The sequence below is a fragment of the Actinomadura sp. 1N219 genome (assembly GCF_044326405.1).
GTDB lineage: Bacteria > Actinomycetota > Actinomycetes > Streptosporangiales > Streptosporangiaceae > Spirillospora.
In genome coordinates this window covers 1594015-1607586 of record NZ_JBIRAY010000001.1, presented here as the reverse complement: position 1 = coordinate 1607586, position 13572 = coordinate 1594015, and the positions used below count along the sequence as shown (strand labels likewise).

Annotated in this window: 12 protein-coding genes and 1 riboswitch; of the genes, 5 read left to right on the top strand and 7 right to left on the bottom strand. The window is 70.9% G+C overall.

Features of this window, described 5'->3' with window-relative positions:
• Positions 1-8: 8 nt before the first annotated feature.
• On the bottom strand, positions 9-1208 hold the full coding sequence (locus ACH35V_RS07445) for a hypothetical protein (protein WP_395970855.1): 1200 nt from the start codon (positions 1206-1208) through the stop codon (positions 9-11).
• A 103-nt stretch (positions 1209-1311) separates the two neighbouring features.
• Between ACH35V_RS07445 and ACH35V_RS07440 the strand changes: the two genes are divergently transcribed.
• A complete protein-coding gene (locus ACH35V_RS07440) occupies positions 1312-2409 on the top strand; it encodes a PLP-dependent cysteine synthase family protein (protein WP_395970854.1) in 1098 nt (365 codons plus the stop codon).
• Positions 2410-2424: 15 nt separating this feature from the next.
• Here ACH35V_RS07440 and ACH35V_RS07435 read toward each other — a convergent pair whose 3' ends face one another.
• The gene (locus ACH35V_RS07435; protein WP_395970853.1) at positions 2425-3723 is read right to left on the bottom strand and encodes a M50 family metallopeptidase; all 1299 of its coding nucleotides are present in this window, start codon (positions 3721-3723) and stop codon (positions 2425-2427) included.
• Positions 3724-3829: 106 nt separating this feature from the next.
• Entirely contained in the window at positions 3830-5059 is a 1230-nt protein-coding gene (locus ACH35V_RS07430; RefSeq protein WP_395970852.1) for an RNA-guided endonuclease InsQ/TnpB family protein, read from the bottom strand.
• A gap of 196 nt (positions 5060-5255) precedes the next feature.
• Positions 5256-5351: riboswitch (glycine riboswitch) on the top strand.
• Between the two features lie 177 nt (positions 5352-5528).
• Here ACH35V_RS07430 and gcvT point away from each other — a divergent pair.
• From gcvT to ACH35V_RS07410, 4 genes are read left to right on the top strand one after another with little or no spacing between them, the layout of a single operon-like run.
• Entirely contained in the window at positions 5529-6632 is a 1104-nt protein-coding gene (gcvT, locus tag ACH35V_RS07425) for a glycine cleavage system aminomethyltransferase GcvT (protein WP_395970851.1), read from the top strand.
• Positions 6633-6672: 40 nt separating this feature from the next.
• Positions 6673-7062 (top strand): glycine cleavage system protein GcvH, encoded by a 390-nt coding sequence (gcvH, locus tag ACH35V_RS07420; RefSeq protein WP_395970850.1) that lies wholly within the window; start codon positions 6673-6675, stop codon positions 7060-7062.
• Between the two features lie 3 nt (positions 7063-7065).
• Entirely contained in the window at positions 7066-8322 is a 1257-nt protein-coding gene (glyA, locus tag ACH35V_RS07415; RefSeq protein ID WP_395970849.1) for a serine hydroxymethyltransferase, read from the top strand.
• A gap of 56 nt (positions 8323-8378) precedes the next feature.
• Positions 8379-9752: an L-serine ammonia-lyase gene (locus ACH35V_RS07410; protein ID WP_395970848.1), complete on the top strand. Its 1374-nt coding sequence runs from the start codon at positions 8379-8381 to the stop codon at positions 9750-9752.
• 24 nt (positions 9753-9776) lie between these two features.
• On the opposite strand, the gene ACH35V_RS07405 is transcribed toward ACH35V_RS07410, so the two are convergent.
• From ACH35V_RS07405 to ACH35V_RS07390, 4 genes are read right to left on the bottom strand one after another with little or no spacing between them, the layout of a single operon-like run.
• A complete protein-coding gene (locus ACH35V_RS07405) occupies positions 9777-11141 on the bottom strand; it encodes a ferritin-like protein (protein ID WP_395970847.1) in 1365 nt (454 codons plus the stop codon).
• On the bottom strand, positions 11138-11983 hold the full coding sequence (locus ACH35V_RS07400; RefSeq protein WP_395970846.1) for a putative DNA-binding domain-containing protein: 846 nt from the start codon (positions 11981-11983) through the stop codon (positions 11138-11140). The genes ACH35V_RS07405 and ACH35V_RS07400 overlap by 4 nt, the downstream gene beginning before the upstream one ends.
• Complete coding sequence (locus tag ACH35V_RS07395) at positions 11976-12845, bottom strand: DUF692 domain-containing protein (RefSeq protein ID WP_395970845.1); 870 nt, start codon at positions 12843-12845, stop codon at positions 11976-11978. The genes ACH35V_RS07400 and ACH35V_RS07395 overlap by 8 nt, the downstream gene beginning before the upstream one ends.
• Positions 12842-13483: a hypothetical protein gene (locus tag ACH35V_RS07390; RefSeq protein WP_395970844.1), complete on the bottom strand. Its 642-nt coding sequence runs from the start codon at positions 13481-13483 to the stop codon at positions 12842-12844. Before ACH35V_RS07390 ends, ACH35V_RS07395 begins: the two co-directional genes overlap by 4 nt.
• Positions 13484-13572 lie beyond the last annotated feature (89 nt).

Here is a 13572-nt window from a genome sequence, read left to right as displayed (position 1 = left end):
GCCCTGGGTCAGGTCGTCGGGCGGTCGTCGAGCGCGGTCGGCCGGGCGCGATCGGACGCCGAGGACGCCGAGGACGCCGAGGACGCCGAGGACGCCGAGCCGGGCGGGGAGTTCGGCGGCGATTCCTCCTCTGGCGCCACGCGCTCAGGGGCGCGTTCGGGGGCAGTGCGGCGGGCCTGACGCCTGGAAACGGCGCGCATTCGCAGGCGGGACGCGCCCTTCCCGCGGGCATGGGGAACACGGGAGTCGGCGCGGCGCCGCTCGCGTGCCTCGCCGCGCCGCCGGTCGGGCCACGCGCCGGCCTTGCGTCCGCTGCGGGCGGCGCGAGCGGCGCGGGCGGCCGCCTTGCGTTCCGCGCGGGCCACGGCCTTGCTTTCGGCGCGCGCCGTCGTCCGCGCCCTGCGGAGGCGGCGGCGGGCGCGCTCGGCGGCCTCGGTGCGGCGCTGGAGCAGCTCGGGCGGGATGAGGTCGTGCCGCCCCGCGATGAACTCCTGCACCCAGATCTTGCCGCGGATGAGGGGCCGCCGGAGCCGCTTCTCCCGCCGGACGGCCCGCTGGAACCGGCGCGACGCCTCGTCGTAGCGCCAGCGCGACCAGGGCGAGCCGGGCCGCGCCACCCGCACGGCCCCGACGATCAGCAGCGCGGGCAGGAACAGGCCGATCAGCCCGGTCCAGATCTTGCCCTTCAGCAGCGTGATCACGGCGAGGGCGAGGTTGCCGGCGAGGAACGCGACGTAGCCGACGCTGAGGTCGCCGCCGCCGGGGTCGATGCCGATGCCCTCGTACCCGAACGGCCGGACGCCGAGCAGCAGCAGCCCCGTCACCGCGATGGCGACGAACACGGCGTCGACTGACGCGCGGCCCTTCTCCGTCCAGTAGACGTCGCTGAGATGCAGGATCAGGGCGAACTCGTCCAGGACGAGCGCCGAGCCCATCCCGAACACGACGGCCGCCAGCAGGTCGAGCCGGACGTGCCCGTCCGGGACGGCGAGGCTCGCCACCCCGCCCGCCAGCATCAGCACGACCCCGAACACGACATGGTGGATGTGCACGTCGCCGGCCGTCACGTTCCGGAACCAGCGCACGTCCGCCCGGATCAGCCGGACGTTCACCCGCGTCAGCACGAACGTGATCATGAACGCGACGAAGAAGCCGAACAGCGGCAGCCGCCCGGTCTCCACGATGCGCGCGTCGAACATCTCGATCATCTGCCCCCCGCTGCCCCCATCATGCCCGGTGACATGCATGGATATCGTGGGGCCCAGGGCACGAAACGGCACCGGTCGACGACGATGAGCGAAGGGGGCCGCCGTGAGCCGCACCGTGGACCGCTGGGATCCCGCGTACCGCACCTGGGTCGCGGAGGCGATCCGGCTGGTCGACGCCGACGCCAACCGCAGCGCCGACACGCACCTGCATGTGTTCCCCCTGCCGCCCGACTGGGGCATCGACCTCTATCTGAAGGACGAGTCCGTCCACCCGACGGGGTCGCTGAAGCACCGGCTGGCGCGGTCGCTGTTCCTGTACGGGCTGGCGAACGGCTGGATCCGCGACGACACGACGGTGATCGAGGCGTCCAGCGGGTCGACGGCGGTGTCGGAGGCGTACTTCGCGCGGCTGCTGGGGCTGCCGTTCGTCGCGGTGATGCCCGCGTCCACGAGCCCGGAGAAGATCCAGCTGATCGAGTTCTACGGCGGCCGCTGCCATCTGGTGGACGATCCCTCCTCCATCTACGACGAGTCGCGGCGGCTCGCGGCCGAGTGCGGCGGGCACTTCATGGACCAGTTCACCTACGCCGAACGCGCGACGGACTGGCGCGGCAACAACAACATCGCCGAGTCGATCTTCGAGCAGCTGCGGCTGGAGCGGTTCCCCGAACCGTCCTGGATCGTGGTCGGTGCGGGCACCGGCGGGACGTCCGCGACGATCGGCCGCTACGCCCGGTACCGGCGGTTCCAGACGCGGCTCGCGGTCGTCGACCCGGAGGGCTCGGCGTTCCACGGCTCGTTCGCCGACGGCGACCCGGAGCGGACCGCGGCGGGCTCGCGGATCGAGGGCATCGGCCGTCCCCGCGTCGAGCCGTCGTTCCTGCCCACGGTGATCGACCGGATGATCCAGGTGCCGGACGCGGCGTCCATCGCCGCGATGCGCTGGACGAACGAGGTCAGCGGACGCGACGTCGGCGGCTCCACCGGCACCAACATGTGGGGCGTGGCGGAGCTGATCGCGCAGATGCGGGCGAGCGGCGAGCGCGGCAGCGTCGTCACGCTGATCTGCGACGGCGGCGAACGCTACACCGGCACCTACGGCTCGGACGCCTGGCTCGCCGCGCAGGGCCTCCGCATCGAGCCTTACCTGGCCGCGCTGACCGACTTCCTGAAGACCGGCGAGCTGCCCGCCGTCCCGTAACGCGGTAGCGCCCGGCTAACCCGTGACCCGAACCGGATTGAACAGGTCGGCGTAGATCAGCAGCCCGCCCATGACGATCAGGACGGCCGCCATCACATACGTCACCGGGAGGGCCTTGGCGACGTCCACGTACCCGGGGTCGGGCCTTCGGAAGATCTTGGCGAACAGCTTCTTGACCGCCTCCAGCAGGGCGCCGGCGATGTGCCCGCCGTCCAGCGGCAGCAGCGGGACGAGGTTGAACAGCCCCACCGCGAGGTTCAGCGACCCGAGCAGCATCACGAAGTAGGCGACCTTCTGGCTCCCGGCGATGGTGTCGTCGGCGGCGAACTCGCCGCCGATCCGGCTGACGCCGACGACGCCGATCGGGCCGTTCGGGTCGCGCTCCTCGCCGCCGAACGCCGCGTTCCAGACGCCGACCATCTTCTGCGGCATCCGCACCAGCGCGCCCGCGGTGCGCGAGGTCAGGTCGCCCATCGTGCTCGCGACCGCGCCCGGCCCCTGCCGCTCGACCGCGCTGCCGGGGGTGATGCCGAGGAACCCGACGTTGACGATCTCGTCCTCGTCGTCGAGGTCGCGCATCTTGTTGCGGGTGATCGGGACGTCGAGCCGCAGGTCCTTCCCGTCGCGCCGGACGGTCATCGGGACGGTCCGGCCGCCGGAGTCGCGGATCTGCTCCTGGAGGTCCCGGTAGTCGCCGATCTTCTTGCCGTCGAACGCCACGACGCGGTCGCCCGGCAGCAGCCCGACCTGCTTGGCGGGGGTCGGCGGCGCGTTCGCCGGGCAGTCCTTGAGCTCGGACTGGCTCGCCGGGACGATGCACTGGGCGACCGTGTCGATCACCGGCTGGGGCTGGTTCGTGCCGATGCCCATCAGCAGGATCGCGAAGAACAGCACGGCCAGGATCAGGTTCATGGCGGGCCCGCCGACCATGATCAGCGCCTTCTGCCACCACTTCTTGGCGTAGAAGACGCGGTCCTCGTCGCCGGGCCTGACCTCCTCGAGCGCCGCGCCGCGCGCCGACTCGATCAGCCCCTGGAACGGGCCGGTGCTAGCCTGGCGGACCTGGCCGGGGGCGTCGCCCTTGCGCGGCGGCAGCATCCCGATCATGCGGACGTAGCCGCCGAGCGGGATCCATTTGACGCCGTACTCGGTCTCGCCGCGCCGCCACGACTTCATCGTGGGCCCGAACCCGACCATGAACTGGGTCGTCCGCACCCGGAACAGCTTGGCGAACGAGAAGTGCCCGAGTTCGTGCAGGGCGATGGACACCAGCAGGCCGAAGAATACGATCAGCGCTCCAGCCAGGTAGGCCATGCGGCTTCGCCCTCCGGGTCGTGCACCCCGCGCACCGGGGGTGATCTCCAGCAACCAACTCAGAGTACTTGAATCCTCCCGTCCCTGAAGGGAGGGGATTTCTGGCTCAGGTCGCCGCGGGGCCCGGCGGGCCCGGCGGTCCTACACCCTCGGCACCAGCAGGGACGAAACCGGCCCTGACCAGCATCATCTGGGCGGAGTTCTTGTCCCTGGGCTGGGACGCCCCGCAGGTGATGCAGGTGTATGTGCGTTCTCCGAGCGGCAGGCGGTGCTTGGTTCTCGCACCGCATGCCGCGCAGTCGGTCGTGGTGTTGCGTGGGTGAACGAGGCGGACGTCGCGGCCGTGTTTGCGGCCCATCTCCACCAGTGCGCCTTTGGTGGCGCCGATCGCGGCGTCGGCCGCCTTGCGCGCCATGGTGGTCTTGGCCAGGAACTTGGGACGGAAATCTTCGACCGCGATCTGATCGAAATCGCGGACCACGCTCTTGGCCCATTTACGAGCGGTGTCCTGCCGCTGCCGGGCGACCTTCTTGGCGACCCGGGCCGCCTGCTTCTTCGCCCGCTGATACCCCTTGGACGCCTTCTGACCCTTGGCGGGCCGGCGCCGGGCCATGCGCCGCTGGTAGCGGGACAGCCCGGCGGCAGCCTTGCGGCCGTGCCGGGGGTGCGGCAGATCGTGCGCGTCGCAAGTGGTGGTGGCGATCTCCCTCACACCCCAGTCCACCCCGATCATCGTGTTCGCCGGGGGCAGCGGGACCACCTGGGCGGGCACCACGAAGCTGACATACCAATGGCCAAGGCTGTCGCGGTATATCCGCACCGATGTCGGGTCGGCCGGCAGGTCCCGCGACCACACCACCCGCACCACGATCCCGCCCGCCAGATGCACCCCGCCGTCTTTGAGCCGGAAGCCCCACCGGTGGTAGTTCAGGGTCGGCGCTGCCAGCGCCTTGCTCTTGAACCGGGGCATCCCGGCCCGCCTCCGCATCGGCAGGCGGTCGGTGATGTCCTTGATCGCCTTGGCCCGGGCTTTGCCGAAATCCCGGATGGTCTGCTGCTGCGCCACGCTCGACCCGGCGCGGAGCCAGCCGTGTTCGGCGCGCCAGCCGGACAGGAGCTTGCACAGCCCGGCGGGTCCGATCTTCTCACCGGCCTTGTGCGCGGTCTTGGAGGCTTCCACGCACATGTTCCACACCCAGCGGCAGCGATCCCACTCCGCCCGCAGGGCCCGTTCAGCCGTGCTCGACAGCCGGGCCCGATAGGTGTATCGGGCATGCCTCGGATCCTCCTGCTCGGGGGGCGGGTCCATGGGTGCGGGGGACATGATCGGCACCATAACGGTGGGGTACGACAGAACCACTCAAGGTCATCAACGGCCCCGTCCGGTCGAATCTTCGCGGAGGAAGCCTGCCGCCTGCGCGGGACGGCGCGGCAGGCGGCACCGCGCCGCAGGCGGCCGGACGGTGGCCGGGCTACGTCCGGACCACGGGTGGTCGTGTGGGGGAGCCGCTGCTAGCCTGACCGGCAGCCGACGATCCCGTGCGGGAGAGTCCCTCGCAGCCGGTGGGGGACGCCGAAGGAGCAACTCCTCCCCGGAACCTCTCAGGCCCACGGACCGCACGGGCGAGGCGACCTCTGGAAAGCGGGGACACGGTCCCCCGCCGAAGGTGAAAGCCCGTCCGCCCGCCGTCACGCGGGGACGGGTGAAGCTCTCAGGCGCCGATGACAGAGGGGGAGGCACCGATACGCCCGGTGCGCGAGTGGGACGATGGACCACGCGTGCCCGTGACGAAGGAGCCGAACCCATGCCCGCCGATCCACCCGCGAAAAGTCCGAAGAAGACGCCGCTGCACGACGTCCACCAGGACCTCGGCGCGAACCTCGTGGACTTCGCCGGCCACCTGATGCCGCTGCGCTACAGGAGCGAGACCGCCGAGCATCAGGCGGTCCGTACCGGCGCCGGGCTGTTCGACCTGTCGCACATGGGGGAGATCTTCCTCTCCGGTCCGGGCGCGGGCGACGCGCTGGACTACGCGCTGGTCGGGAAGCTGGCGGCGATGCCCGTCGGCAAGGCCCGCTACACGATGATCTGCGGGCCGGACGGCGGCGTCCTCGACGACCTGATCGTCTACCGGCTCGCCGACACGACGTGGATGGTCGTCGCGAACGCCGCCAACGCCGACGTCGTCCGGGACGCGCTCGCCGAGCGGGCCGCGGGCTTCGAGGCCGCCGTGGACGACCGGTCCGCCTCCTACGCGCTGATCGCGCTGCAGGGGCCGCGTTCGCAGACGATTCTCGAAGGGTTCACCGACGCGCCGCTGGCCGACCTCAAGTACTACGCGATCCTCGCAGGACGGGTCGCGGACGTCGACGCGCTCGTCGCCCGCACCGGGTACACCGGGGAGGACGGCTTCGAGTTGTTCGTGGACGCGTCCGACGCCGTGCGGCTGTGGAAGGCGCTCGAAGGGGTCGACGGGGTCGTCCCCGCCGGGCTGGCGGCGCGCGACAGCCTGCGCCTGGAGGCGGGCATGCCGCTGTACGGCAACGAGCTGACCGCCGAGACGACGCCGTTCGAGGCGGGCCTCGGACGGGTCGTGAAGCTGGACAAGCCGGGCGACTTCGTGGGCAGGTCGGCCCTGGCGGCGGTGGCCCAGACCCCGCCGGGCCGTAGGCTCGTGGGACTGGTGGCGCGGGGGCGCCGGGCGCCGCGCAAGGGGTACCAGGTCGTCGCGTCCGGCGGCACGCCGTGCGGGGTCGTGACGAGCGGCGCCCCGTCGCCGACACTGGGCGAGCCGATCGCCATGGCGTACCTCGACAGCGGCGCCGCGGAGACCGGTCTCGCCGTGGACGTCCGCGGCCGGCACGAGCCCGTGGACGTGGTGGCCCTGCCGTTCTACAAGCGTTCCTGAAATCCGGGGGAACCCCCGCAGTGAAGAGAGAGAAGTGATCGTGAGCGTTCCGGAGCAGCTCCGCTACAGCGAAGAACACGAATGGGTGTCCGGCCTGGGGGGCGACGACGGCATCGTCACCATCGGCATCACCGCGCACGCCGCCGACGCCCTCGGCGAGATCGTCTACCTCGAGCTGCAGCCGTCCGAGGGCGACGCGGTCGAGGCTGGCGAGCCGTGCGGCGAGGTCGAGTCGACGAAGTCGGTCAGCGACATCTACTCGCCCGTCAGCGGCGAGGTCACCGCGATCAACAGCGCGGTGGTGGACGAGCCGAAGGTCATCAACGACGACCCGTACGGCGAGGGCTGGATCTTCAAGGTCCGCGTGTCGGACGAGCCGGGCGACCTGCTCGACTCCGTCGCCTACGAGAAGCTGATCGAGGAGGCCTGACCGGTGAGCCTGCACGACCCGCTCGCCGAGGCCGACCCCGAGGTCGCCGAGGCCGTCGCCGCCGAGCTGCGGCGCCAGCAGTCCACTCTCGAGATGATCGCGTCGGAGAACTTCGCGCCGGTCTCCGTCCTGGAGGCGCAGGGCTCCGTCCTGACCAACAAGTACGCAGAGGGCTACCCCGGCCGGCGCTACTACGGCGGCTGCGAGTTCGTCGACGTCACCGAGCAGCTCGCGATCGACCGGGCGAAGGCGCTGTTCGGCGCCGAGCACGCGAACGTCCAGCCGCACAGCGGGGCGCAGGCCAACACGGCGGTGTACTTCGCGCTGCTGCAGCACGGGGACACGATCCTCGGCCTCGACCTCGCGCACGGCGGGCACCTCACCCACGGGATGCGGCTGAACTACTCCGGCAAGGTCCTGAACGTGGTGCCGTACCACGTCCGCGAGGACGACGGCCTCGTCGACATGGACGAGGTGGCCGCGCTCGCGGCCGAGCAGCGCCCGAAGATGATCGTGGCGGGCTGGTCGGCGTACCCGCGGCAGCTCGACTTCGCGGCCTTCCGGGAGATCGCCGACTCGGTCGGCGCGCTGCTCATGGTCGACATGGCGCACTTCGCGGGCCTCGTCGCGGCGGGGCTGCACCCGTCGCCCGTCCCGTACGCGGACATCGTCACGACCACGACGCACAAGACGCTCGGCGGCCCGCGCGGCGGGCTGATCCTCGCCCGCGAGGAGTTCGGCAAGAAGATCAACTCGGCGGTGTTCCCCGGCATGCAGGGCGGCCCGCTGGAGCATGTGATCGCCGCCAAGGCCGTTGCGCTCAAGATCGCCGCGTCCGAGGAGTTCCGGGCCCGGCAGGCGCTCACCGTCGAGGGCGCCCGGCTCCTCGCCGACCGGCTGCTCGCCGAGGACACCGCGAAGGCCGGCGTCAAGGTCCTGACCGGCGGGACGGACGTCCACCTCGTGCTGGTCGACCTCGTCGACTCCGACCTCACCGGGCGGGACGCCGAGGACCGCCTGCACGAGATCGGCATCACCGTCAACCGCAACGCCGTGCCCAACGACCCGCGGCCGCCGATGGTGACGTCCGGGCTGCGGATCGGCACGCCCGCCCTCGCCACCCGCGGCTTCACCGCCGGCGACTTCGCGGACGTCGCCGACGTCATCGCGCTGGCGCTGCAGCCGTCCTACGACCGCGACGCCCTGTCCGCCCGGACGAAGGCCCTGGCGGACAAGCATCCCCTGTATCCCGACCTGTGATGTATCCGCGCCCCCTCGCACACCCGCGAGGGGGCGCGGCTCCTAAGGGGGCAGCAATGGCCATCAGCGTTTTCGACCTGTTCAAGATCGGCATCGGACCCTCGTCGTCCCATACCGGCGGGCCGATGGCCGCCGCGCACCGCTTCGCCCGCGGCCTGCACCGGGACGGCCTCCTGGAGAAGACGGCGACCGTCCACGCCACCCTCTACGGCTCGCTCGGCCTCACCGGCAAGGGCCACGGCAGCGACAAGGCCGTCATCCTCGGCCTCGAAGGCGACAAGCCCGAACTGGTCGACGTGGACAAGGTCGACGAGCGCCTGGAGGCGATCCGCGACCGCGGAACGCTCCACCTCTTCAACGACCACGACGTCCCCTTCGCCGTCAACGAGCACCTCGTCTTCGAGCGCAAGGAATCGCTCCCCGGCCACCCCAACGGAATGCGCTTCACGGCCCGCGACGACTCGGGCAACGAACTGCGCTCCAAGGTGTACTACTCGGTCGGCGGCGGCTTCATCCTGGACGAGAACGCCACCGGCGCCGACCGCATCAAGCCCGACGACACCGTCCTGCCGCACCCCTTCGACACGGCGGCCGAACTCCTTGAACGCTGCCACCAGACCGGCCTCTCCATTTCCGCGCTGATGCTGGAGAACGAGAAGGCGTTCGGCCGCTCGCCCGAGGAGATCCGCGCGGAACTCCTCGATCTCTGGCAGGTCATGCGCGCGTGCGTCGACCGGGGCTGCACCCGCGAGGGCCTCCTCCCCGGCGGCCTCAAGGTGCGCCGCCGCGCGCCCCAGCTGCACCGGCAGCTCTCCGCCGAGAAGCCCTCCGACCCGCTGCACGCCATGGACTGGGTCACCCTCTACGCCCTCGCCGTCAACGAGGAGAACGCCGCCGGCGGACGCATCGTCACCGCCCCCACCAACGGCGCCGCCGGGATCGTCCCGGCCGTCCTGCACTACTACGACCGCTTCGTCCCGGGTCACGACGACGAGGGCGTCGTCCGCTTCCTCCTCACCGCCGGCGCGGTCGGCGTCCTGTTCAAGCAGAACGCGTCCATCTCCGGCGCCGAGGTCGGCTGCCAGGGCGAGGTCGGCTCGGCCTGCTCGATGGCCGCCGCCGGGCTCACCGAGGTCCTCGGCGGCACCCCCGAGCAGGTCGAGAACGCCGCCGAGATCGGCATCGAGCACAACCTCGGGCTCACCTGCGACCCCGTCGGCGGCCTCGTCCAGGTGCCCTGCATCGAGCGCAACGCCGTCGGCGCCATCAAGGCCATCAGCGCCGCCCGCATCTCCCTCCGCGGCGACGGCCGCCACTTCGTGTCCCTCGACAAGGCCATCAAGACGATGCGCGACACCGGCCGCGACATGCTCGACAAGTACAAGGAGACGTCGCGGGGCGGCCTGGCCGTCAACGTCATCGAATGCTGACCGGCCCCGGGCGGGTTCCGGACGTCAGATGTCGGCGAGCAGGCTGATCTGGCGCTGGATCCCGTCCGGGCCGCCGAGGGCCGGGAAGTGGTCGATCGCCTCGTCGCACAGGTCGATGAGCTGCTGCTTCTTGGTGATGCGCCGCTCTTTCGAGAAATCGTAGAACTCGAACGACGGCGCGGCGTGGTACCCCTTCCACGGGCCCGCGGGGATCGGGGTCGTGACGAGCGCCTGGGCGATGGGATACAGGACGCCCTGCATGATCGCGACGCCGTTGCGTTCGAGCCCGTACCGGTGGCTGAAGTACTCCTCGCGGTCGGTGCCCGGGTACTTCCTCGTCTTCACGTCGTCGGTGGAGTGCCGGTACACCTCGTCCAGCAGGCAGAGGGTGTAGCAGTAGGCGGCGTTGAACAGGGTCATCAGGCTGTGGATGCCCGGCTGGTCCTCGAAGTCGGACACCAGCGGGTCGGACACGACGGGCCAGGTGGCCTTCGGGTCGTCGATCTTGATCTCGTACTTGTCGCCGTCGACGGCGCCGATGCCCTCCTCGCCCCGCTGGATGCGCAGGAACTTCTCGTAGTGGGTGTAGTCCTCGACGCCGCTCCTGACCTTGATGTGCTGGTGGTCCTTGATGGTCCCCTCGCCCTGCTCGATGATGATCTTCAGCGCGGCGAGGGCGGTCTCCAGGTTGTGGACGCGGATCGGCTTCCCGTTGCCGAACTCGTTCCAGAAGGCGCGCTTGTACTGCTTGCGCGCGTCCTCGAGCCTCCAGCGGATCTCCCCCTTGCCGTCCAGCCTGGTGAAGCCGTCCTGGATGGAGCGGTAGAACGCGCCCAGGCTCTTGTACTGCCCGACGTCCTCGGGATGCGCCTCGAAGGTGACCGCGTCGGGTTTCACCTTGTCCGGCATCTCGATTCTGCGGAACGTGCTCACCTGATCCTTGGACAGCTTGTCGAGGGAGAGGAGGATCTCTTCGCCGTCCGGGTCGTCGGGGTTGAAGCGGTGCATCATCAGGCTCGGGTAGGACGGGATGAAGTCCTCGTCGTAGAACGTGATCTGGTCGCCGTAGCCGATCGCGACCATCAGGTTGCGGACCAGCGCCAGGTGCAGCATCTCCTCGATCGAGATCCCGATCAGCGAGCGCAGCACGCCGCGCGGCGCCGCCCACTGGGAGTGCCCGCGGGTCCTGATCGAGTAGGCGGCGTACAGGTACAGCGGGATGGTGGACAGCTCCACCTGTGCGGCGACGTGCAGGTGGTCGGCCAGGTCCTGCACGTTCTGGATGCCCCTCGCCGGATCGACGCTCCGGATCGGTTCGGCCCTGGCCGCCTTCGCCGGGGCCTTCGCGGCCGTCTTGCGGCTTCTCGTGCCGATCGTCCTGGTGGTCATGGTGCGCCCTTTCTGGTGGATGTGACGATGCCGCTCCCGGTCCCGTGGACGTCGGGTCCGTGGAGGCGGGAGAAGAAGCCGAGTTCGGTCCAGCGGCGGAGGAGGGCGGCGGGGCGGGTCTCTCCGGCGTCCGCGAAGGCGGTGCCGACCGTGGCGCCTCCGGCCAGTGCTCGCAGGGCCCGGTGAGCGGCGGGGTCGAGTTCCCGCATCGTGACCTTGTAGTCCCGGCGGGCGACGGCCAGGCGCACCGGACGGGGCCGGGGAGGGGCAGGGTCGTCGCCTCGCCTGACCGCCGCCAGGTACTCGTGGACGGGAAAGGTCAGGCTCGGGAGGCGGAGGCAGGGCGCCACCGCGGGGCGCAGGGCGGGCAGGTCCGCGGGGGCCGGCAGGTCGTCCGGGTCAGGGAGCGGGGCGTCCTCGGTGCCGGGGCCTTCGATGACCTCGGTGATGACGCGCTCCAGCCGGGCCATGTCGATGATCAGGTCGGGCCATTCCTCCCGGCTCCGCGCGTCGTCGGGCCGGGTCGCCGCCAGGTGGCCCGCGAAACCCTCGTCCAGCCGGGACAGCGAGTACGCGGTGGGCGGACGCGCGTCGAGGTAGTCCAGCGCGAAGCGGTCGAACGTCTCCTCGCCCAGCAGATGGACCAGCCCGGGATGCAGGCCGCGCATCGTCTCCAGCAACCGGAGCCGGTAGCCGCGCCAGTAGATCGCCAGGCGCCGGGGTGCGGTCAGCGCCTCGGACGCGGTGAGCACGCCGGACGCCTCGTCCAGATCGCCGTCCGGGTCCAGGATCGCGGCCTGCATCCACCGCTGGAGCCCGGCGAGATCGGGCGGCTCAGCCATCGTGGCGGCCTCCGGCCGGGATCGTCTCCCGGCGGGCCCGGGTGGCGACGTGCCGGGCCTTGCCGAGTTCGGCCTCCAGGACGGGGAAGCCCGGCAGCTTGTCGTCCCACTCCAGGAGAGTGGGGATGTCGGGACGGCGTTCCGCGACGCGGCGGTACAGCTCCCAGACCTCGACGCTGACCGGGGCGTCATGGGTGTCGATGATGTGCGTGCCGTAGTCGGTGTGCCCGGCCAGGTGGATCTGCTCCACCCGGTCCAGCGGGATCGCGTCGAGGTAGTCCACCGGGTCGAAGTCGTGGTTGACCGCCGAGACGTGGACGTTGTTGACGTCCAGCAGCAGCCCGCAGTCGGCGTCCTCGGCGAGCCGGGACATGAACTCCTGCTCGGTCATGGTGGACGCCGTGAACCCGACGTACGTGCTCGGGTTCTCCAGCACCAGCCTGCGTCCCAGGAAGTCCTGGACGATACGCACCCGTTCGGCCACGTGCGCCAGCGCCGCCTCCGTGAACGGCAGCGGCAGCAGGTCATGGGTGTTGCGGCCCATCACGCCCGTCCAGCAGACGTGGTCGGACACGAGTCGGGCCCCGACCGCGTCGGCGAGGTCGCGCAGGCGGGCCAGGTAGCCGAAGTCGAGCGGATCGGTGCTGCCGATCGACAGCGAGACCCCGTGCAGGACGATCGGGTAGCGGTCGGCGATCGCGTCCAGGGCGCGCCGGCGTCCGCCCGCGCAGTCCATGAAGTTCTCCGAGATGACCTCGAAGAACCCGACGTCCGGCGAGCGGCGCCGCACATGGTCCATGTGCGGCGCGCGCAGCCCCAGCCCGAATCCGAGCGGCCGTTCCGCGGCGCTCGGCGGCGTCATCGCTTCTTCCTGGACGCGGCCTTCCGGCGCGTCCCGGTCGTGCTCTTGCGGGTGCTCGCCTTGCGGTGCCCGTTCGAGCGGGGGTCCGGCAGGTCGTGGCCGTCGTCGATGTCGTACTCGGGCAGCATGTCGTCGGGGATGCCCTCGGCCGGGGACGGGCCGTAGGCCAGCCCCGCCCGGTACATCCGGTCCTCCATGATGCGCCTGGCCTGCAGCCACACGCTCTTGCCCTTCATCGGCCCGCAGCTGAACACGCGGCTGACGTTGAGCGGGCTGGCGCAGCTGCCGTTGAACCGGCACGCCTGGTCGCCGGGCCGCCACTGCTGCTCGTCGCTCCCGGCGTAGCCGCAGCCGCCCTGCCCGCGGCACTGCCCCTCGCCGTGGCAGACATGGCGCACGGTCGCGCAGTTCCCGGTTCCGGCCATCGGGGCCACGCCGTCGACGTCGAAGGCGTTGCATGCGTTCAGGCCCATGCAGACGTGCTGTTCCAGCCCTTCGGCCGGGCCGCCGCAGCTCGTCACCCCGAAGCTGACGCCGCTCGCGTCCGCCCTGAACTCGGCCGCGTACTCCTGTGAGGACAGCACGTCGGCGTCCGCCGCCTCGTCGTGGCCGTCGTGCTCCCGTTTCACCCTTGCCATGGCTCCCCCGATTTCCGCGAATTCGGCGGCAATGTCGAATTCGGCTCTCGATGTCGATGAACACCGCGAACCCTCATCCACCCTTGCCG